Annotated in this window: 18 protein-coding genes and 1 tRNA gene; 12 read left to right on the top strand and 7 right to left on the bottom strand. The window is 33.4% G+C overall.

Annotation, left to right across the window (positions count from 1 at the left end):
* Positions 1–70 precede the first annotated feature (70 nt).
* The gene (locus OQ292_RS08920; protein WP_284685715.1) at positions 71–1306 is read right to left on the bottom strand and encodes a serpin family protein; all 1236 of its coding nucleotides are present in this window, start codon (positions 1304–1306) and stop codon (positions 71–73) included.
* 231 nt (positions 1307–1537) lie between these two features.
* On the opposite strand from OQ292_RS08920, the gene OQ292_RS08915 reads away from it, so the two are divergent.
* The 4 genes from OQ292_RS08915 to OQ292_RS08900 are packed head-to-tail and all read left to right on the top strand — an operon-like array spanning position 1538 to position 3899.
* Positions 1538–2323, top strand: a complete 786-nt coding sequence (locus tag OQ292_RS08915; protein WP_284685714.1) for a hypothetical protein — start codon at positions 1538–1540, stop codon at positions 2321–2323.
* Positions 2320–2835, top strand: coding sequence for a hypothetical protein (locus tag OQ292_RS08910; RefSeq protein ID WP_284685713.1), 516 nt, complete (start codon positions 2320–2322; stop codon positions 2833–2835). The genes OQ292_RS08915 and OQ292_RS08910 overlap by 4 nt, the downstream gene beginning before the upstream one ends.
* Positions 2804–3520 (top strand): hypothetical protein, encoded by a 717-nt coding sequence (locus OQ292_RS08905; RefSeq protein WP_284685712.1) that lies wholly within the window; start codon positions 2804–2806, stop codon positions 3518–3520. Before OQ292_RS08910 ends, OQ292_RS08905 begins: the two co-directional genes overlap by 32 nt.
* 22 nt (positions 3521–3542) lie before the next feature.
* Positions 3543–3899: a hypothetical protein gene (locus OQ292_RS08900; protein ID WP_284685711.1), complete on the top strand. Its 357-nt coding sequence runs from the start codon at positions 3543–3545 to the stop codon at positions 3897–3899.
* Between the two features lie 197 nt (positions 3900–4096).
* On the opposite strand, the gene OQ292_RS08895 is transcribed toward OQ292_RS08900, so the two are convergent.
* On the bottom strand, positions 4097–7291 hold the full coding sequence (locus tag OQ292_RS08895) for a leucine-rich repeat domain-containing protein (protein WP_284685710.1): 3195 nt from the start codon (positions 7289–7291) through the stop codon (positions 4097–4099).
* Between the two features lie 336 nt (positions 7292–7627).
* Between OQ292_RS08895 and OQ292_RS08890 the strand changes: the two genes are divergently transcribed.
* The 5 genes from OQ292_RS08890 to OQ292_RS08870 all read left to right on the top strand — a co-directional run bounded on the left by OQ292_RS08890 (position 7628) and on the right by OQ292_RS08870 (position 14670).
* Positions 7628–7987 carry a hypothetical protein gene (locus tag OQ292_RS08890; protein ID WP_284685709.1) on the top strand — a complete coding sequence of 120 codons (360 nt, stop codon included), beginning with the start codon at positions 7628–7630 and terminating at the stop codon, positions 7985–7987.
* 63 nt (positions 7988–8050) lie between these two features.
* Positions 8051–11089 carry a phage tail tape measure protein gene (locus tag OQ292_RS08885; protein ID WP_284685708.1) on the top strand — a complete coding sequence of 1013 codons (3039 nt, stop codon included), beginning with the start codon at positions 8051–8053 and terminating at the stop codon, positions 11087–11089.
* Positions 11086–12216, top strand: coding sequence for a hypothetical protein (locus OQ292_RS08880; protein ID WP_284685707.1), 1131 nt, complete (start codon positions 11086–11088; stop codon positions 12214–12216). The genes OQ292_RS08885 and OQ292_RS08880 overlap by 4 nt, the downstream gene beginning before the upstream one ends.
* Entirely contained in the window at positions 12213–14186 is a 1974-nt protein-coding gene (locus OQ292_RS08875; RefSeq protein ID WP_284685706.1) for a hypothetical protein, read from the top strand. Before OQ292_RS08880 ends, OQ292_RS08875 begins: the two co-directional genes overlap by 4 nt.
* A 52-nt stretch (positions 14187–14238) precedes the next feature.
* On the top strand, positions 14239–14670 hold the full coding sequence (locus OQ292_RS08870) for a hypothetical protein (RefSeq protein WP_284685705.1): 432 nt from the start codon (positions 14239–14241) through the stop codon (positions 14668–14670).
* Positions 14671–14838: 168 nt separating this feature from the next.
* On the opposite strand, the gene OQ292_RS08865 is transcribed toward OQ292_RS08870, so the two are convergent.
* The 3 genes from OQ292_RS08865 to OQ292_RS08855 all read right to left on the bottom strand — a co-directional run bounded on the left by OQ292_RS08865 (position 14839) and on the right by OQ292_RS08855 (position 16757).
* Positions 14839–15078 carry a DUF3850 domain-containing protein gene (locus OQ292_RS08865; RefSeq protein ID WP_284685704.1) on the bottom strand — a complete coding sequence of 80 codons (240 nt, stop codon included), beginning with the start codon at positions 15076–15078 and terminating at the stop codon, positions 14839–14841.
* Positions 15079–15342: 264 nt separating this feature from the next.
* Entirely contained in the window at positions 15343–16485 is a 1143-nt protein-coding gene (locus OQ292_RS08860) for a site-specific integrase (RefSeq protein WP_284685703.1), read from the bottom strand.
* Between the two features lie 198 nt (positions 16486–16683).
* Positions 16684–16757, bottom strand: a tRNA-Asn gene (locus tag OQ292_RS08855).
* A 207-nt stretch (positions 16758–16964) separates the two neighbouring features.
* On the opposite strand from OQ292_RS08855, the gene OQ292_RS08850 reads away from it, so the two are divergent.
* From OQ292_RS08850 to OQ292_RS08840, 3 genes are all read left to right on the top strand, one after another.
* Positions 16965–17579 (top strand): hypothetical protein, encoded by a 615-nt coding sequence (locus OQ292_RS08850; protein ID WP_284685702.1) that lies wholly within the window; start codon positions 16965–16967, stop codon positions 17577–17579.
* Between the two features lie 82 nt (positions 17580–17661).
* Positions 17662–18603: a thioredoxin-disulfide reductase gene (gene trxB / locus OQ292_RS08845; protein ID WP_284685701.1), complete on the top strand. Its 942-nt coding sequence runs from the start codon at positions 17662–17664 to the stop codon at positions 18601–18603.
* A gap of 131 nt (positions 18604–18734) precedes the next feature.
* Positions 18735–19880, top strand: coding sequence for a peptidoglycan DD-metalloendopeptidase family protein (locus OQ292_RS08840; protein ID WP_284685700.1), 1146 nt, complete (start codon positions 18735–18737; stop codon positions 19878–19880).
* Between the two features lie 77 nt (positions 19881–19957).
* Here the strand turns inward: OQ292_RS08840 and recA are convergent, their stop codons facing one another.
* Positions 19958–21001: a recombinase RecA gene (recA, locus tag OQ292_RS08835; RefSeq protein ID WP_284685699.1), complete on the bottom strand. Its 1044-nt coding sequence runs from the start codon at positions 20999–21001 to the stop codon at positions 19958–19960.
* 257 nt (positions 21002–21258) lie between these two features.
* On the bottom strand, positions 21259–22140 hold the full coding sequence (locus tag OQ292_RS08830; RefSeq protein WP_284685698.1) for a mechanosensitive ion channel family protein: 882 nt from the start codon (positions 22138–22140) through the stop codon (positions 21259–21261).
* Positions 22141–22150 lie beyond the last annotated feature (10 nt).

Raw genomic sequence — 22150 nt, 5'->3', positions numbered from 1 at the left:
CTCCATATATTATCGGCGTAATGACTGCATGTTTATCTTATATTATTTTTAAGGGAAATAGATATTTAACCTATTCTTTTAAAGTAACTATTTTACCTGAAAACAAAATATTACCCTGTTCTTTTTCATAGATAAAAAATGCAAAAGGCTTATCACACATTAGGTTAAGAGTGGGAGGTAATGCGCTGTAAGTATCTATAGATACGGAAGTTACTGCAGCTGCTTTAGTGCCTTCTTCATCCACTTTTATATAGGTTTTATGTTTAATTTCACTCACATATAATTCACTATCTGAAATATTGCTTAAGTCAGCTAGACTATTTACAAAGACATCTCCGATTCCCAAACGCTGTAAAACATCATTCAAATTTAAATCATAACCAAATTCAAATTTTGGTAAGCCAACAATTGCAGAAGCATTCGTTTTTGAATTCTTTAAATTATACCAATCATTTGTATCAAGACTTTCTAATATAGTATTCAAATTTACGCCATTATTAGGCAGTAAAATGGACATTGTATATATTCCATCGCCATAAGGCAAATCAAATACAGTATAATTTTCCTGAATAGAAACCATTAGATCTATATCATTTGACATCATCATATCTACTTCATATTCTTCACCATTAATATCTGTAAAGGCTGTCTGCTGTGTTAAATCCTTATCAAATTTATTTGTCCATTCACCCTTGAAATACAATGTATTAATTAATAACATGACCTGACTAGGATTAATTTTATCTATAATTTCATCAATTAAACCATTGGTTTTATCTTCTATCCATCTATTAATTAAATCAGCAGCATCACTTTTAGAGAAATCATAAGGGGTGGCATTAGCATCAAACTCAGCTGATAAAGTGTTCAAAAATGCATCTTTTACAATAAAATTTTCATCGTACCAAACAGAGTTGGCTATGCCTACATCTACTAGATTATCCAGTTTTGGTAAGCTTAATAAAATGTTTTTATAGTTAGTATTAATCTCAGCTAAATCTTCATCACTCCATCCTAAAACTTCTTTGATTTCTTCAGCAGAGTTTCCATTTGATCCATTAAGTAACATACCCAAAGCAAGGTTGATACTTAATGGAGAAATCATTACATTTTCGTCAACATCAGCACTAGCATTTACTTTTTGAAAAATATCGAAAGTAAATTCATTGGAGTTACTAGTAAATTGTGTACTTACTTTTCTTAAATCGCTAAGTGCTTGTTGGGTATTTTTAGATGGCTCAATGGAATCTTCATTACATGAATTGAAGATAAAGACGAGCAAAAGTAGTAAAGGAATCTTTTTCATTAAAAAATTGGTTACGGTGAAATTCTTTTTATTTTACAGACGAGCGAAATCCTTTTACTGCTGCAATTTGATGCTAATTTTCAATGAACTAGTCTAAAACTTCTTAAAATTTAACTCTCTTTTAAGGTTCAGAAATATTTAGATTTTTCACAGAAAGCTGATTTCAATTAATACCTTAATATTGAAATCACTGTCCTTTTCTTCTATTTTCCTTTTCCTCAATTTTAGGGAATGGTATCAGTACAAATTGATAGTGAGGTTTTCGATTTAGCAGAATCAGTAAATGAACTTTCCAAGGATCAGCTTTTAAGATTGTGTGAATTGCTGGATACATTGGCACTATCTAAAGAACATCAGATCAAAGCCCTACATATTCTGTTTAATCTGAAATGGTACAAATTCAGATTAGCTTATCTTTTTGCCATTAAACTGGATGTATTGCATATTAAAAAGCTGCTTCCCTATACAGATTTTTTATATAATCAAGCCCAACTGGATATAAACAAAATACCCTCCCATAAAGGCTTATATGGTCCAAAAAGCAGGTTGGAAAACATCACTTTTTATGAGTTTATTAAAGCGGAAAACTACTTTACTGATTATATCAAAAAGGGAGAAATACAGGCTTTAGATAAACTCATAGCTTTACTGTATAGAGAAAAGAAAGCCAAATTTAATCCTAAAACAGATCAGGATATCAGGCAGCCTTTTAATGATATGAGCCATCAATGGAGAGTGAAAGAAGTAGCTAGATGGCAAAAAAAATACAAACAGGCCATTCTGTTATTTTATCATAGTGCCAGAAAAAATCTCATTGATCTGATACCCAAATCAAAAATCTCAAAATCTACCCAGAATAAAATCCACTACACTTGGATCCATGTGATGGATGATCTTGCTGGAAACGTGATTCATATTGATCAAGTTGGCAACATGAATGTCTATACCATTTTATTTAGCTATGGAAAAAGGATCAGAGAAATGGAAGCACAAAACGAAAAACTAAAAAAACTATGAACTTAAATACCTGGTTTGAAAAGGCAGATTTAATTGCACGAAAAGTAAAGAGTATTGGCCATACTGAAGAAAATAAAAAGTTTGCCGCTTCAGCTGAAGAAGCCTTTGAGCTGTTAAGATCTCAGATTGATATGAAATCTCCAGTCATGATTCTGGAAGAAACGGAAGGCAGTATTACTGGCTCCAATAATGATAATTTAAGAGATTATCCACTTTTTACTTTCTCGATAGTACAAAACTATCAGCTGAACAATTTTTTAGAAAAAGCCCAGGCACTCGATAATTGTAAAAAAGTGGGCATGGAGATTTTTGCTTTGTTATTACAATGGAAAACTCAAGGCTTTTCTGGAGATGCTTCTTACAAAGCTTTTGTGGGTTTTGATCCTGGATCCATCAAGTATGAAGAAACCCTTCCCATCTATGATAATGCAACAGGTTTTACCTTTTCTTTTACCATTACCACTGGTACTTATCTTTTTTATGATCCTGAACTTTACAACGATACTGAATAATATCAATCCGCTTGAATTAATCAAAGAATATGGACTGTTAGGCAGTATTCCTGTTTATTTATTCATTCTTTTTGTTTTCATCACTTGGAATTACAAAGATAAGTTTGCTAAAAAAGTGCTGGATATCCAACATGAATTATGGATGTTCTTACATCTGAAGACATTGCAAATGAGAGAATCACATTTACAAAAGATTTCAGATCGAGTAGCAGCCGTTTATACCCAAATGTACCGATTGTTGCAGCTGGCTCCAGTTAGCATTCAAGTAATGCAATTCCGGAAAGCCAAAAGAGGAGAACAATACCAATGTTGGATACGCTATGATACATCTATGAAATTCCATTATGCCAAAATGAACATGCAAGGCATTTTTATATCTGAACAGCTGGTGGATATATTGGTGCATCAAACAGCTGAAAAAAAGGATGATGGTTTGTACATTCCAGACATGCAAAACTTGCCTGAAGGGCACCTAAAAGATTATTTACAATCTCAGGAAATTCAATCCTTTTTCTCCATTCAAATAGATGAAAAAAAACAAAGCACTTACACTTTAGTAGTTTCATTTAACCGAGTAGATCCAGAATTATCTGGAGCAGAAAAGTCTCAAATCCGGCTAGCAGCCAGGAATATCCAAAAGTTTTTGTTCAAAAAAGAATTGTCCTTTTCTGAGATTCAGTACTAAATACCTTAGCAAAAAAAAGACTATGGATAACAGTACAGAAAAGTATGGAGTAGAAAACTTAACAGCTGCCATTAAAACGATTGGTATTTCAGCAGTTGCTTATCATGAAATTATAGAAGATGAAAAGGTGAGTTTTTGGGAAATCCTTTCACTTCGAGATGAATTCAAACTAGCCAAGAAAGATTGGAAGAAGCGAAAAGAAATTGCTTTAGAAATTTCTGATATCAGTAATGATGAAGCAGAATACATTTACAATGAAATTCAAAATCATTTTGAGTGTAATCGAGAGGAAGCCAAAGAGATTTTCTTTGGGGCAGTTGAAACCTATAATGGCATTAAGAGAATTGTAAAAAATGTCAAGACATTAAAATCAGAATAAGATTTTTTAACCGAAGAATATTCTGAATTTGGCAAAACTTATCATTAATTTTGTTTGAGTCGAAAAAGCCAAATAATGTTTTTTCACTATTGCTGAGTTAAATTCAGGTCGTAATTATTTACGGCCTGAATTTCCTAGATTTATTTGGCAAAAATAGCCAATTCAAATAGAAAGTTCCTACTTAACATATCTAGTAATTATAATAACTTTATTGCATCCAATACTTCTTGGGGAACTTCATCCATTCCTATTCCTTTGGCAAGCATATTATAGCCATTAGCTAAGTTCACTCCATAATCTTTACCTTTTCTCAACAATTTCAATCCTTTGTTAAGTAATGACTTTTCATCCGATAAATCATTGATAAATTGTTTCAAACGATTTTTGGATTTCGGAGAAGGGTCCTTTTTCTCCTTCGCAGCTATTTCAATTTCTTTTAGTGCTTCTTCAGCTTTAGAAACATCTCGTTCAATTAACTTTATCTCTCTTTCAGTAATTTTTTCAATAGCCAATTCCAATTCCTCTACAATATCTTCTTTTAACATCTCAGCTTGACTTAACAATTCTCCAATCATTTTAATATCAATACTAATATTAGTAGATTGATTTTGTTGGTTTTCTTGAGATTGATTAGCCTGTTGACCAACATTAGTTGCTATGTTCGGATTCCCCACATTTTCAATCTTATTTTCATTTTTAATCTGATTGATACTCATATTCATTTCTTTTAATTTAAATAATAATTCTTGATCTATATTAGATTTCCCTGCATTCTCAATAATGATATCTCCTAATATCTGCCCTATACTCACATCATTGTATTCATTTTGTCTACAAGAAATATAATATTTGTTGTTAAGTATTTTGCCCTCTAAATCTTTATAATCATGGAAAGTGGGTTTTTTACCTATTTTCATTAAGTTTTTGCATTTAGGGCAATTACAACCTGCCATTGTTTTCGCATTCAAATTTTCAAAATCCTTATGCAAGTAAATTACTTCAGTACGGATGAAGTTTAATAAAGCTTTACAGTTATTCCCACTTAATTTAATATCAATAACATGCTGATTTTCATCAGGGTCAACCTTGTACTCAATTTCAGCAAAAGTTTCTCCATCAATCAAATGGACTCCCGTTTCCCATCGTTTTTCTTGATGAATTTTTTCATGAACCCTTACTATCAATCGAGAAATTAACCCAAAAGGGATAAATCCATATTGATAGCGAAAATAAAGTTGTGTTTCATACTTCCAGCTCTCGGGTTTATCATTTTGAAGTAATAATGGAGCTATATATATATCCTTTTGATAAGGTAATTCATAACACAAGTCAAAACCGTCTTTGAGTAATAAACTCAATAATAAACCTTTCTTATCTTCATCATAACCTTCCTTATGCCATTTATCATAAGCTTCTTGACGAGTAAATTTTCCACCATTATGAGCCTTGAATTTTTTTTCAGAAAGAATGAAATACAATCCTTTAATCAACCAGTTTTGGTCTAAAATAATACGGTTCCGTAACTCTCTATCTTCAAAATAGGTCACATCTCCCAAAGATTTAAAATAGGATAAGCACAAATCACTTTCTCCAGGAGTCATGTTAATTTCAGAATCTGCGCAAAGTTTGTAATATTCATCTCTTGAGATACATTTTTCAGGAATCCTTTTGGTCAAAACATTTCTTACCTTTGTCCAATGTTTAGGCACTTTGCGGTTAACAATTTCTAAATCTGAAATTTTTTCTTCAATTAATTCATTAAGAGCTTCCCATCTTTTTCTAGCCTTATCTCTTGCATATAAAAAGTTCACTTCTTGTCTTTCAATAGTTAAGTCAGGAAAAAGCTCTCTATACTTAATCAAAGCGAAGTCTTTAATAGCATATTTAGAGTTTATAGGATTCTCTATTACAATAACAGTACTTTTACGACCTAACAATTGTATAATTTGAAGCCAGTAATCAAAATTGGTATTTTCTGCTCTTTTATCAGATACAATGACATATAAACAGTTTTCAGCAATAAAAAATTGATGTAACATTTTTTGAATATCCTGTCCTCCAAAGTCCCACAGGTGAGAATGAACCATTTGATTATCAACTTGTTGATGTTTGTATTGATGGTTCCTATGAATAATAACACCTAGGGTAGATTTTTGCTTTTTAGGTTCTACCTTGTAATCAGGATCTACCTGCAAATTGGCAAAGGTTGTTTTCCCAGCACCTCCCTGACCTAAAATCATCATTCTGACCTCATATAGAGGGGCTTCTCCTTGTTTTTTGACCTGATCAAAATAATTAATAATAGCAGCATTTCCTTGCTTTACAATATTTTCTGGTGGGTTTGTTATAGGATTCTTAGAAAGACACAATCCAAGCTGAAAATTTTCTAAAGTGACATTTCTACCTTTTCGAATCAATGATAATAAAGGTTTAATATCTCGGATTTTATTTTCGTTCAGGTTTAAAAACTCTAATTCAGTGAGTTCTTGTAGGGGTTTTATATCTTGGATTCGATTTTTGATCAGATATAAAGTATGTAATTTAGTTAGCTTTTGTAAAGGCTTTATATCTTGGATTTGATTATAATTCAAGAATAAAAAACGTAGACTAGAGATCGTTTGTAAAAAGCTGACATCTTGGATTTGATTGTCGCTCAGATCTAGATGTTGTATTTTAGTGAGGTTTTGTAAAAAACTATAATCTTGAATTTGATTCAGTCTTAGGGATAAAGAATTAAGATTAATGAACTTTTGTAAAACACTGAAATCTTGGATTTGATTGTTGCTCAGGTCTAAATGTTGTATATTGGTGATGTTTTGCAAAGAACTAATATCTTGGATTTTATTTCTACTCAGATCTAAATGTTCTAGACTGGAGAGCATTTGCAAAGTACTGATGTTTTGTATTCCATTCCTCATCAATTTTAAAGATTGTAATTTATTTAGATTTTGTAATGGACTGAAATCTTGGATTTGATTGTCACTCAGGTCTAAATACTTTATATTAGTGAGGTTTTGTAAAAAACTGATATCTTGAATCCTATTATAGCTCAAGCCTAAAGACTCTAGGCTTTTGAGGTTATCTAAAAAGCTATAATCTTGTATCCTACTATAGGACAGGTCTAAACTTATTAACCTTGTGAGGCTTTTTATTTTTGTGAAATCTTTTATAAAATTATTACTTGGGCCTATATTTTCACTAAAAATCCATCTCTTATTGATATGATCCCATCTTTTAAAGTTAAAACTTAATGTTTTTAAATGGACACATTTTGATAGTTTTGGCAGGTCATCTAAGCTTTTAATTCCACAATTACCTAAATCTAATTCTGGATTTTTAGTTTTCAGACATTCTTCTATTAATTTGTTAGCAGGACTTATATCATTATTCATCAGCTCAAAAATTACTATTTAATAGCAATATAGGAATTATAGACAATTTCTATTAAATAGAATGTCAGGATTTATTTAGCTTTATTGTCAGGGAAATGGAAGTGTGTATAAAAGCAAATAATAAAAATAAACACCTAGCTTATATTAGAGAAGCTGAAGGATTTGAAAAACAGGTGGTCGAGCTTATATTTTTTCTATTAGATCACAATTATCAAATTAGATCAATTAGCTTGTTAGACTATGTCAATTTAAGTCTTTCAAGCCAAGTTAATATGTTCAACTACATGATCAGCCATCAAGCTGATTTTGAGTATTTCAAACTAGATATTTTGCTCTATGAAAGATTATGAAGGATTAAATCAAACAGTAAGTAGCTGGAGTAAATTAACCAAACAGCAATTAAAACTTTCTCTTCAGCAAAAAGGCATTGCAGATACAGGTACTTTGCAAAAAAAGATACTAGCAAGAGTTTCTAAAAAAGAGGGCATTGCCGATCGCGTTGCCTTTCGATTTCCCAGATATGGTGTATTTGTAGAAAAAGGAGTTGGAAAAGGAAGACCTGTGGGTAGTCGTAGAGCTAAATCCTTACAAAAAGCCTGGTTTAATCCCATCATTGAAGAAAATGTTTCTAAACTGGCTGAAGAACTTGGTGATGAGCTGGCTACAATTAATGCCAGACGTATTCTAATCAGGTAGATTTCTCGTCCTTTTTTCTTAAAGGATTCCCTTTTAAAATTATCCTGCTAATTGATAAAAAGTATGGATAAAAATACCACCAATAAGCGTGTTAACTTATTTATTAATACCAAAGAATCTGATGGAACGATTAAGGGCACAAGAAAAGAAGTCACCAAGCTATGGAATGAATTGCAACGAGCTGAAAAAGGCAGTGAAGATTTTGTCCGCAAATCAAGAGAGTTCCAACAGGCAGATAAAAGGCTCAAGAACCTAAAAAATGAAGCACTGGATCTAAACAACTCTTTTCTTAGCTTAAACAAAAGCCTGAAAACATTTGGGATCTTTGCCGCTGCTAACTTAGCCACAGATTTAATCAAAGAAGGCCTTTCCAGTTTTATCAATCAAAATGCCCAACTCTCTGATGAACTTTCAGATATCCAGAAAAAAACTGGGATGACCCTTGAAGAAGTCAAAGAGCTGGATGAAGCCTTCAAAGAAATTGATACAAGAACATCAAGAAAAGAATTAAGAGAAATTGCCACTGTAGCTGGCCAGTTAGGTATTGCAAAAGAAGATGTATTTGCCTTTACTGAAGCAGTAGACAAAGCTGTAGTTTCATTAGGAGATGATTTTGGAGGAGGAGCTGATGTGGTGGCCACCAAGCTAGGCAAACTTCAAAACCTGTTTAAAGAAACTAAAAGACTCAAGCCTGATGAAGCCATTAATCAAATCGGTAGTGCCATTAATGACCTAGCAGCCTCAGGCTCTGCTTCAGCTCCAGTGGTAGCAGATTTTACTCAAAGGTTAGGTGCCTTAGGAGATTTAGCTCCCCGAATTGATGAAACCTTAGGTTATGCAGCTGCCTTTGAAGAATTAGGACTCACCGCTGAAATAGCAGCTGGAGGTTTATCCAATATCTTACTAAAAGCTGGAGAACAATCTGAGAAATTTGCCATACAAATGGGATTAAGCACAGACGAGTTTAAGGAATTGCTCAATACAGATCCCAATCAAATGCTCATACAACTGGCCGAATCCATGAAAGGACTTTCCAATGTGCAAGTAGCCGAAACCATGAAGGAATTAAAGATTGGCACTCAGGAATCCATCAAAGTAATCAGCTTGCTTTCCAAGCAAACAGACCTGCTTAAAACAAAACAAGAAATAGCCAATCAGGCTATGGAAAAAGCTACCAGTTTAACAGATGAATTCAACATCAAGAATAATAACCTAGCCGGAAACCTTGAAAAAATTCAAAAGCGATTACTAGGAGCTTTTGTAAACTCTCAAATCATGGAAGGAATCGAAAACATGGTGTCTTGGGTTGCTAAATATATTGAAATACCACTTTCTGAAAAGCTGGAGGATGAACAGTTAAAATTAATAGAAACCAAAAATAGGCTCTATGATGTAAACCTTCAACAAGAAGACAGGGTAAAGCTCATCAATGAATTAATCAAAGAATACCCAGATTATTTTGCTGGTATAGATGCAGAAACAGCGACCAATAAAGAGCTCGCCAGAACCATAAAAGCAATCAATGATCAACTCATCAATAAAATTATTTTGCAAAAAGAAGATGAGAAAATCAGCGAGCAAAATGAAATAGTGGCGGAAAAAAGACTCCAACTGATTAAAGCTGAAGCAGCACTTAGAAAACAAAATGCTGAGGTGGAAAGTAAGTACCAATCCTACTTTGAATCAGGTAGGTTCTCCTATCAAGATGACCTGACTGAAATGGAAAACTATCAGGAGTTTTTGATCTTCTTACAAAAAGAAAGACAAGAAGCGATTAGAAACCGAAGGTCCTATGATGAGGTAGCCCTTTCTGATGTGAGGGATTTGAACAGTGCCATTGCAGATGTACAGGAAGCAAAAAGAGACTTGTTTGAAGTAGAAAACCAAACAAACTTGCTTTTAAAATCCAGGCAAGAATTAATGGAGCAGCTGTCTAAACAAACTCAAGATGACGAAGTGCAAAGTAAAGCTGATTTGGAATACTGGAAAAAGGTGGCTGATGAAAGATTGAACCCTAAAGAAGAGGATCCAGATGGATCCCGCACCAGCCCTTTTGATATAGATGAAAAAAAGGGAGAGGCTGAGCTAGAAAAGCTAAAAAAACAGCAACAAAAAGTACTGGAAGAATATCAAAAATTTGAGGAAGCCCTTGAAAGAGAAAAAGAACTCAGGCATTATAAAGGACTAGAAGAAGCCCAAAAAAGAGCTGAGGAGCAAGATGAATTGAGAGATGAAATTTACCAAATGGGTTTAAATGATCGAGAAAGGGAGATTTATGAAATCCAGCAACATTATGATCATTTAATTGAAATGGCCAAAGAATTAAGATTGGAAGAAGAGGAAATTGAAACCCTCAAACAAATGAAATTAAATGCCATCCACAATGCTGGTTTAAAGGATCGAGAAATGAACACCCAAGAATCCATGCAAGCCATGAATTCCTTGTTTAATGCCTTTTCTCAGTTACAAGCTGGCCTATTGCAAGCAGCTGCAAATAATGACCAAGAATACCTGGAATTTCAAAAAGGCCTCACCATTGCCCAGATTGCTATTGATACAGGTAGTGCCATTGCAGCTGTTACTGCAAAGAATGCCCAATCATCTCTCACCCCTATTGATTATGCCATCAAGGTAGCCGCTGCAATCACTACGGTTTTAGCCAATATGGTAAAGGCAAAGAACTTAATGGACTCCGAAGAAATCCCGTCTGCCCCATCATTTTTCTATGGGGGTGATACTGGTTCCAAAGCACTTTATCGAGATCAATATGGTCCTGTTACTGGAGCAGTCCATGCCAATGAATATGTAATTCCTGAGTATTTAAGAAAAGATCCAGAAGTAGCCGATTTTGAACGGATCATTGAAGCCAAAAGAACCAATACCGATTTGAGGTATCAAAAAAGAAAACAAATTTCTATGGAGGGACAAACGGCTAAAAATGATGATTTGGCTGGTGCCATCATTGCATTAGATGCTAAGTTCAATGCTACCATGGAGAAAATAGATACCTGGAGATCCAGTCTAACTGCCAAGATCATTTATAAAGAGGTTCGGGAATTTGAAGATGATATTGATTATGTAGAACAAAATTCCAAGCTATGAGCATTGTTACCTTAGTTGAAAAGCCAGATCAATTTGTATATGTGTATAATCCAGTAACTTTTACTTTAAACCATCCTACTGGAGCTGGTTACAGCATTGAAATTAGATTATACCTCCAGGGAGCTACTTCAGAAACTTTTAGTTATGTATACAATGCCACCAAATATTCAGGCAATGATGGCAATGTAACCTTCAATTTGCAATATGTAATTGAAAGTTTTTTAAGGCATCAACTCCCAGATGTTAACTCTTCAGTTGCACAAGAAATGCCTTATTCTGCCAGAAGATTCTATATTGCCTGGAGAGCTCCTGGTTTATTTGAAAATGAATTTGATGACAATTCAACAGATAACATGATTGCCATTTTAGGAGGTTTCAACTTTGTAGAATATTTAAACAAACAAGGTCTATATCCAAGAAGTAAACCTTTTTTAACCAATAAGAATCTGGAAAGATCTATTACTCCAGGACAAAGGGATTTTATTAGCCTGATCCCTACAGTTGAAACTACCTGTAATATGAATATAACCATTCATTATTCAGATGCTACAACTACAGTACTTTCCAAAGATTATGGTACTCTAGATGCCATTAAGTTTTATACGCTACCATTTGGGGACAATGTATTTGATTTTTTTAATCAATCTCCAGAAAAGACCATCACTAAAATTGAAGTGGGCATTACTGAGTTTCCTTCGATCAACCTGGTATTAAAACCCAAAATCAAAAACTGTGAGTGGCCACGACAATTCATCTATTTCAATTCTTATGGAGGCTTAGAAACTTTTATTTCAACAGGTGTATCTAATCGCAGTATTGAAGAAGTTTCCAATACCATGTTCAGGAATTACCTCTATGATAATTACTCCCTGAGCAATGGCGAATACACCCAAAATAAAACTGAAAACCAGTTGCACATTACTGTATCGAGTGGGCATTTATCCAAAGATGAATTTGAATCGATGTTAGATATTTTTCATGTCAAGCAACTTTTTGAAATACAGGAAAATCAAGCAGTTAGGTGTATAGTCAATCAAAATAAAACAGACTTACCACCAGATGATCAATTCCAATATGCCATCACTTTTAAATACTATTATGCATTTTTAATCGCAGGTTTGAGATGATTGAAATCAATGTCAGAACTTATAAAATAGATCTCTATCAAGATACCAAAATCACTTTTAACAATCCTACAGGTTTATTTCAGTTTGAGGTGATTGAAGGCGTTTATTCCTACCAATTTACCGTTCCAGCTACTTCAAGAAATAAATCAATCTTAGGTTTTCCAGATGAGATTTCAAACACCTTCGACTATTTCCAGGAATATGATTGTGAGATTTATTTTCAATCCATGTTATTCCAGAAGGGGATTTTTAAAATCACCAAAGCCAGTAGAAAAGAATACAAAGCATTTTTTCAGGCAGGTGCAGCAGAGCTGGTTGCTCATGGCAGTAAAAAGTTAAAAGAGGTGATAACTAAGGAATACTCGCCAGTAGATGATGATTTGTATGGTGATTATGATTTTGATAATATGGATTTTGTCATGCCTGTTTACCGCACATTAGATGAGATCCAGATTAAAAAAGATTTGCTCACTGGTTACCAGGCAGCTACTGATGACTGGAGAAGATATAATGGCTTTGCCAACTTTCTCAACTCAGGTTATTTTTCCAATATTCAAATTCCATGTTTTAGGTTGGTAGCTATTTTAAGAGAAGTTTTGTTTCAAACTGAAGCTTACTCCATACAAGATGAGTATTCAGCCAGCTCTCCAGATATTCAAAATTTAATAGCCATATCCAATTACATCCAGGCAAAGAAGTACCAGGTGAATTATGACCCTCCAATAGTTATCTATGGAGAATCTAAAGCAATAGATGATGGTATCACCAGAGCTGATAGTTTTAATATCAACTGCCATGTACCAGATTTAACAGTGGCAGATTTCATTAAAACCTTTATGGTACTCACAGGTACTACCATGAATTTTAACTCTACAGAGAAAGTATGTTCCATTTACAATATCAGGAAAGTATTAACTGGTCAGGAGGTAGTTGATTTTACAGAAAAAGTAGTACAGTTTCCAGAGAACACACCAGGTGATTTTAGAAAACAGGGTATTCATTTTATTTTTCCGGAAATTGATGATGATCCACTTTCAAACCCAGATCTGGTTTGGGATGGGCAAGTACTTTCAGAAAACAATTTGCCTACCCCTACCGAAGGAAATGTCAATCACATACGACTTGTTATAGAAAAAGGCTTCTTTTACATCAATCGATATGATGCAGAAAATGAAAATGCTTATTGGGAAAAATATGCTACTCCTAGAAATAGCCATATCATTGGAGAGGGAGGCATAAAACTAGAAAGTAAGTTACTCCCTGTAGAAAACACCCAGACTTTCACCTATGAAGAAAGTTTTACAAAGCTGGTAGAAAACCCTGATGATAATACCCTGGCAGTACTTGAAATAGCTGAAGAAAAAAGAAAAGCTTATGCTTTTTCTTTAGGTGGTTACAAGGTGAGAATTTTAAATCAGGAAGACGATTATGATCCAGAGCATGTGTACACCATTTTTAATGAAAATAGCAGTGCCCAGCTGGTAACAGATATTCCATATTTAGATGAAGACTTTTCTAGTTTAGAATGTGAGCTCTCAAGGCAAATACTCTTACTCATTCCATCACTAGACACAAAATGTGCTTTACCCATCTTAGATAGAACTGAATCCAATGCTAATATGATAGCCTATTGGCATGGTTTAGTGGATGCCCCTGGCATAGAAGGCAATCAATATTATTATGCCTCTTCATTCAACTATAAATTAAATGGAGAATCACTTCCTGGCTTTGCCCTTAGATGGGATTATACAGATGGCATCATCAATAATTTTTACAATGAGTTTATTGAGTTCATGGATAAAACCAAAGATGTAAAATTTGAGGTGAACTTATCCATTTTAGACATTATCAATTTTAAACCTACTCAAAAAATCCGGATCGATGGGGATGAGTTTTTAGTGAAAAACATGGAAATCACCCTTACTATGAATGGCCTTTTGCCTACTGAAGTAAATGCTTTTTTGGTCTAAATTGGTTATTTTCTTTACCGATAGCATGTTATAATTGCAAGAAAAAATAATAATGGATCAAGAAAAGAAGAATTTAATAAAGAGCAAACTAGGCAAACAAAAACAGATAATAAATGATATCTTAATTCAGAAAGAAAAAAGCGAATTAGAGATTGAGAGTATCATCAATGAACTTGTTCCTCCTGGGACAATTTTATACATGGGCGTTAATGAAGATGACCCCAGAGATTATGCCTTTTATAGTGTAGTTTACAATTGGAGTAAAATAAACTTTAATAAGCTCAGTGACCTTAACCATTTAAAAGCCTTATCATTTACTTCATGTCATTGTCTTAGAAATGGAGGGCTATCTAAAAGCACTTTTACCCACTTTGTTGAATTGGACGATTTAGATATTGTTTCTGATGAAGAAGTACTTAACTTGCTTGAAAAAGGTCAGTATAAAAAAGCGTTATCTTTATATATAGAGAGGTATGATTCCTGAATTTATTTCATAGTGTAAATAAGTAGTTTTTTAAGCGTAAAAACAGATATACAAAAAAAGCCTTCGCTAATTTTTAGTGAGGGCTTTTCAGTCTAATAACATACAGGTTGTATTTCTATAGAAATGAAGCATATTCATGCATGAGCATATTCATGCTTGTTATTTTATCTACTCAAGAGTCATGATACAATATCCTTTTTCAAGACCATACTCACCACCTTCAAAAAGGTATTTTATTTTCCTTCTATATATAAATCCAGTTGGCTCTTTTGTCTCATCATCTATCACATGAAACTTAATAAAATCACCCACCTTATAATTGCGGTCGTTTTTGCGTAATTCCCAAGGCTTTACTCCTTTGTGATTGGCCTTTGCAAATTTCTTTAATATTGTAATTTCGTGTTCCATACTTGTAAATAGTTCTATCTAAAATTAATTATTTCACCCCTTTAATTGAGTGAAATTTATTAATTTCAAATATTAATTTCGATTCCACTTAATCTATATAAAGCTGAATAAGGTTGCTGGAGCTAACACGAGGATACGTAGTAGCCAGATGGGCGCTTAAATAAATACACCGTATGGAAGTTCTTTGAAGCAATGAAGGTAATCCCAAAGGCTGAACTTGTTAGATAAGTCCCCCTAGAATTGGTCTAGGGGGACAATGATTAATTAAGCAATTTTCTTTGTTTCTTTTAACATTGTATCAAGTGTAATTTCTGCATAATGATTTTGTGTAGTTACAACACTTGCATGTGCAAGCATTTTACTCACTGTCTCCATGCTAATCCCTTCATTTAACCATATCATACCAGCAGTTACTCTAGCAGAATGTGTAGAGATTATATTACATTTATTTTCAGGTATACCAGCTAAAAAACATACTTCCTTTATGTATTTATTATAATTCTGATTTACGAATTTTGGTAGACAGTAATCGTATTTTTCTAAAATGAATTCAGCAATTTCAAAGAGTCTAACGAAACCTTTTTGACCGCTCTTTTTTCTTGAATACTCTATATATTTTTCTCCATTTTTTTCTTTTATCCAATCCTTTGAGAAGCTCATATAATCTCCATAATCTAACCCTGTATAACAGCAAAAAACAAATGCATCTCTAATTTCACAGAGAGCATTATTTTTGAATTTAGATTTGATGAGAAGTTTTAATTCATCTTTTGATAGATGTGCTTTTTTCGGATTTCTATCTCTTTTAATTGTATAATCGTTGCAGGGGAAATAGCTTAAATATCCTTTTTCGAATGCATTTTTTAAACATCTTTTTAAATATTCTATAGTTCTAATTGCTGTATTATGACCATTATTTTCTATAGTTCTTAGGTAATTATAGAAGTCATCTAAATGGTGATGATCTAAACTTTCAGCTTTTATCATACCTAAGTATTTTGCAATCTTTTTGTGATGTCCTTCATGTTTTTTTTTGGTTCCTTCTTTGACTAAAGGATTTGTTTTCATTCTATCTAAAAAAAGATTTAAGACATTTAAAATTGAATAATTTTCAATTTCAAGTTGTTTAAAGAATTTATACTTTATGACTTCGGCTGTAGGTTGTTTCCCTGTTAGTTGCATATGCTTGTCATATATAGTATTAATCTGCTTTTTTATTTTGCTTAGTTTTTCGTTGTCCTCAAAATATTCTTGAGAACATAATTGTGTTTTAGAATCCCAATCATTAGCTGGTAGTTTTACATGGGTTGAAAAATCAGATTTCGTACGTACTTTGTTAATAGTAATTCTGCAATAAAGTACAACAATGCCCCTTCCTGCGTTTCTGGCGCGGAATAATACTTTCATATTAATTTTGTTTTTTAGGTTGAAAAAAATTGGGGTGGGAATTTAAAATATCAATTTTTGTAACCAAAAACTGTGTAACAATTATTGGTTAACAATAATTGTGTACATTGTGTTATGGGTTGGCAATAAAAAAACCCGATAACAAGCTTATCGGGTTACTTTTTCAGGTAAAATCTGATAACAATAAATTTATTCTAGCTCCTCCTCTTGGGCTCGAACCAAGGACCCTCTGATTAACAGTCAGATGCTCTAACCAACTGAGCTAAGGAGGAATGTTTCAATTGGGAATGCAAATGTATTAATGCAATTTGAATCATGCAATAGTTTGGAAGAAAAAATGTGTTTTTTTTTCATTTTTTTTTTCATTCATCTAATAAATACGAATAGGCTTAATTGCTGAGCTATTTTTTTTGAAATATCAGGAGTTCATTATTTTTTTGCTTTAGTTTTTAAGAATCGGGAAGTAAACATATAAAATCATGCTTAAGACAGATGTAATAGTTAGAAATGTAAAAAACCTTCACGATGCAAGATATTGTGCGGGTATGGGGGTCGAATTTATAAGCATGCCGGTTTCGTCGGATATAGACGGGGCCTTAACTGTTGAACAAATTAATGAAATTGCCGACTGGCTTTCAGGAATTAAGATAGTCGGATTTACAAGTGCTAAAGTATTGGAGAATCCAGAGGCTTACAAAACAGATGCTATCGAAATTTCATCATCTCAAATTATCGATACATATATAAGCAAAGGCATTACTCCTATCCTATCATTTAAAATCTCGCCTGAAGAATTGAATGATAGTTTTGCAAAAGATATTTTAGAACCATTAAAATATAAAGTTTCTTTTTTTGTATTAGAGTGTGCTGGAAAATATTCAAATTACGACGAAAGTCTGATACAAAAATTAAAAGAACATTATAGTATTTATTGGGGTTTTAATTTTGATTCTGAAGATATTGTTTCTTTTGTTGAAAGCTTTAATCCAAAGGGTATTGCGCTAAAAGGGACAGAAGAAATTAAGACTGGAGTAAATAACTTTGATGAGCTGGCAGATTTACTCGAAGCATTAGATACAGACGAGTATGCGTAAGTGAACTTAAATAAGTTTATTTTTGTAAAATATTCGCATAAAATGAATATTGAGAGAATTATAAATAATCAAATAAAATAAAATGGCAAAGGAAAGTACAAAATGTCTGATTATTGGTTCAGGACCAGCAGGTTATACAGCTGCAATTTATGCATCTCGTGCAGGCTTAAACCCGATCTTATATCAGGGAGGCCAGCCAGGAGGCCAGTTGACAATTACCACAGACGTTGAAAATTATCCGGGTTATCCTGATGGTGTAATGGGACCACAAATGATGACGGATTTTCAGAAGCAAGCTAAAAGATTTGGTGCTGATATACGTTTTGGTTTGGTTACGAAAGTTGACTTTTCCGGCGCAAAACATATTGCCTATGTAGACAATGGCGACGAAATTGAAGCTGATACTGTAATCGTTTCTACTGGAGCCTCTGCCAAATGGTTAGGTTTGGAGTCTGAGCAAAGGTTAAACAGTAAAGGTGTTTCTGCTTGTGCGGTTTGTGACGGGTTTTTCTTCAGAGGCCAAGAGGTTGCTGTTGTTGGTGGTGGTGACACTGCGGCTGAAGAAGCAAGTTATTTGTCAAAACTTTGTAAAAAAGTTTACCTGTTAGTGAGAAGAGATGAAATGAGAGCTTCTAATATTATGCAGCAAAGAGTTGAAAAAGCTGAAAATGTAGAAATTCTTTGGAATACTGAGACAGACGAAGTTTTAGGTGAAGAAGCTGTTGAAGGTGTAAGAGTTGTAAACAGAATAACAGGTGAAAAAAGAGTGTTAGATGTTACTGGCTTTTTTGTAGCGATTGGTCACCAACCAAATACCGACATATTTAAAGGCTGGCTTAACATGGATGAAAGTGGTTACATTATAACCGAAAATGGTACAACCAAAACGAATATTGAAGGAGTATTTGCTTCGGGAGATGCTCAAGATAATGTTTACAGACAGGCAATTACTGCCGCTGGTACAGGCTGTATGGCAGCTTTAGAAGCAGAAAGGTATCTTGCTGCTAAAGAACTTGCAATCTAAGATATTTCATTATTCAAAATAAATCTTGGTATTTTACAATATTTTCGGCACTTTTGGCATCCAATAACACAGAGAAAACAACATTTATCACTAAAATTTTTTAGTGTTTTCTTTAATAAGAATTTTATTATATGGATACTGAAAGTGCCTTTTGTAAATCTCTGAAAATTTCATTTTTTCTTCTATTTTTTTTCCTTTTATTTCAAAATCACCAAGCTGCTGCACAGAGAAAAATAAGCAGTAAAAAGTTCTTAGGAATCTTCCCCATCGGTAAAGCCAAAGAAAAAAACAGTGATAGCTTATTAGCTTATAATGACAAGCTAGAAACTGAAGATAGCGAATTGACTGCCGAGTCAAACATGCTAGCCAATAACTTTGTGATGGAGAACGAATACATGTGTGAGGATGAATACTTGCAAAATAACATCATTCCATTCCTTTCAGACAAAACTGATACTTTTCTATTAGCTGCTTTGGAAGAGTTAAGAATGCCAGTAATTAAAGAGGTTGAAATTCCATGTGAAGAAGAAGAGTTTGTAGTACTTAGCGACTCGCAAACTGTTATCCCAATGAAGTATTTATTAGCTGATGAATATTTTGGTGTATGGGATTCTAAGAATATAGACCCTTATGAGTATGAACTTAAAAACTTTAATGATACTATTTTATTAAAGTTATACGAAGAAGAAAACTGGTCTCCTCCTATTAAATCTACCAAAATAAATTCTAAGTATGGTTTACGTCGTTGGAGATGGCACCACGGTACTGACCTTGATTTGGAGAAAGGTGATTCTGTTTATGCTGCCTTTGATGGTATTGTTAGAATTGCCAAATACAATTGGGGTGGTTACGGTTATTATATAATGCTCAGACATGAAAATGGACTTGAAACATTATATGGTCATTTAACAAAATACTTGGTAGAAGTTGGTCAGGAAGTGAAAGCTGGTGAGCTAATCGGTTGGGGCGGAAATACAGGAAGAAGCACAGGGCCACACTTACATTTTGAAACTCGTTACAAAGGTCATGCTTTTGACCCTACATATTTGTATGATTTTGACACAGACACTTTAATGTTTAAAGAGTTTGAGCTTACTGCAAAACAGTATGAGGGGTTAATTGATAGAAGCAAAAGTGTTTACCATAGAATTAAATCGGGCGATACACTTTCTGGTTTGGCTGTAAGATACGGTACATCCATTTCTAAACTTTGTAAGCTAAATGGTATAAGCCGGAGCACGGTTTTAAGAATTGGTAGAACTTTAAGAATGAGATAAAATCATTTAGATAAAAAAATAAAATACCTGCTTCATAAAATAGAGCAGGTATTTTTTATTTATATAATTTCGGTAATTTAACTTTTGGTTGTGGTAGCAGCTTCTTCTGGCAACTCTTCACCATTAATTTTAGCTTTTACCTTCTTCTCTAATTCTTCCATTAATTCAGGGTTATCTCTAATAAGTTCTTTTACTGTTTCTCTACCCTGCCCTAGTTTTGTTGAATTGTAAGAGAACCAAGATCCAGCTTTTTTCACAATATCCAAATCTACAGCCATATCTAAGATCTCACCAGCTCTTGAAATTCCTTCTCCATAAAGAATATCAAATTCAACTACTTTAAATGGAGGTGCTACTTTGTTTTTCTGAATTTTTACTCTGGTTCTGTTACCAGTAATATTATCAGCAGATTCTTTAATTGCACCAATTCTTCTAATATCTAACCTTACTGAGGCATAATATTTTAGTGCATTACCACCAGTGGTAGTTTCTGGGTTACCAAACATAACACCTATTTTCTCCCTTAACTGGTTAATAAAGATGCAGCAGCAATTAGTTTTATTAATAGAACCTGTTAATTTTCTAAGTGCTTGAGACATTAATCTTGCCTGCAAACCCATTTTGCTATCTCCCATGTCACCTTCAAGCTCAGCTTTTGGTACAAGTGCAGCAACAGAGTCAATCACAATAACATCAATTGCTCCAGAGCGAACTAAGTGTTCGGTTACTTCAAGAGCTTGCTCACCATGGTCTGGTTGAGAAACTAATAGGTTATCCATATCGATACCAAGTTTCTCTGCATATATTTTATCAAAAGCGTGTTCTGCATCAACAAATGCTGCAATTCCGCCTTTCTTTTGAGCCTCAGCAATAGTATGTAAAGCCAAAGTAGTTTTACCTGATGATTCAGGCCCGTAAATTTCAATTACTCTACCTCTTGGGAAACCTCCTACTCCAAGTGCTATATCAAGTCCGAGTGAGCCAGTCGAGATACTTGGTACATCTACTACATTATCATCATTCAGTTTCATGACAATGCCTTTACCAAAATCTTTTTCCAGCTTCGCAACTGTTAAATCCAATGATTTTAATTTTTCCTTTTGATCTTTATCTGTAGCCATTACTGATGGATTTTAATTTTACATGGAATATAAATAAAAAAATAATCTGATAAGAGATTGATTTGTTTAATTCAAAAATAAATTACCAAAACGTAAGAGATTTACGGAGTAAATAAAAATGTTGAATATTTTTCAAATATATAAAAAGTTTAATTAAATAACATTTAATGTAAAAAAAAATAGCATTTGATTTCAATAACAACAAAAAAGCGTCTCTAAGCTAATAGAGACGCTCATAATGTGAGTGTTTATTTATCTTAATTTCCGTTTTTCATAAAAGGGGCTAGTATTTCTTTTCTGTCCATTAGCTCCAATGTTCTTATTGGGAACGGAATAGTAATATTGTTTTCATCAAATGCTTTTTTAACAGCTTTAATTGCTTCACTTCCTGCATGTGGCGGGCCAGCTTTTTCTTGATCTAGCCAATACCATATTTTAAAGTTAATGCTACTATCGCCAAATCCATCGTAATGTAATTCAACAGGTTTGCCTTCTTGTAAAAATGGAAGCGTATTAATAGCAGCTATTGCTATATCTTGTGCCTTTTGCAAATCATCTCCATAAGAGACCCCGCAGTTTAGTTGCATTCTTCTCTCTCCTGTTTTGCTATAATTTAAAATAGGTTGCTGAAAAATATCTTTACTGGGAATTTCAATTTCTTGCCCGGCAAAATTGTAAATAATGGTAGAGCGAATATTAATGGCTCTAACTTGACCAAAAAAGCCGTTGGTTTCGATTACATCGCCAATACGAATAGGTCTTTGTACTGCAATAAAAACTCCTGAGATAAAATTGGAAGTAAGGTCTTGAAATGCGAAACCTAATGCTAAACCAATAATACCAGCACCAGCCAGTAATGAAGTAACAGCCTTGTCTAGGTTTAAAATATCTAAACCTATAAACATGCCTACAAGAATAATTATGTAAGCAGCAACTACAGCTGAAAGGCTTGCGAGCGAGTCGTTATTAGAAAACCGGAAAACAAGTCTGTTGGTAAGTGCTTTTATTTTTTTTGAAAGTACTCCAAATAAAATTACCACAATTACTGCTAGTATTAAATTTGGAATACCGGCAACAATGTTAGTGTACCAAGATTGAAGTTGACTAATTAGAATTTCTGATGCTTCTTTAATATCCATAAATAGTTTC

It is taken from the genome of Chondrinema litorale, assembly GCF_026250525.1.
Lineage (GTDB): Bacteria > Bacteroidota > Bacteroidia > Cytophagales > Flammeovirgaceae > Chondrinema > Chondrinema litorale.
The sequence above is the reverse complement of the archived record's forward strand: the minus strand, read 5'-3'. Positions and strand labels throughout refer to the sequence as shown.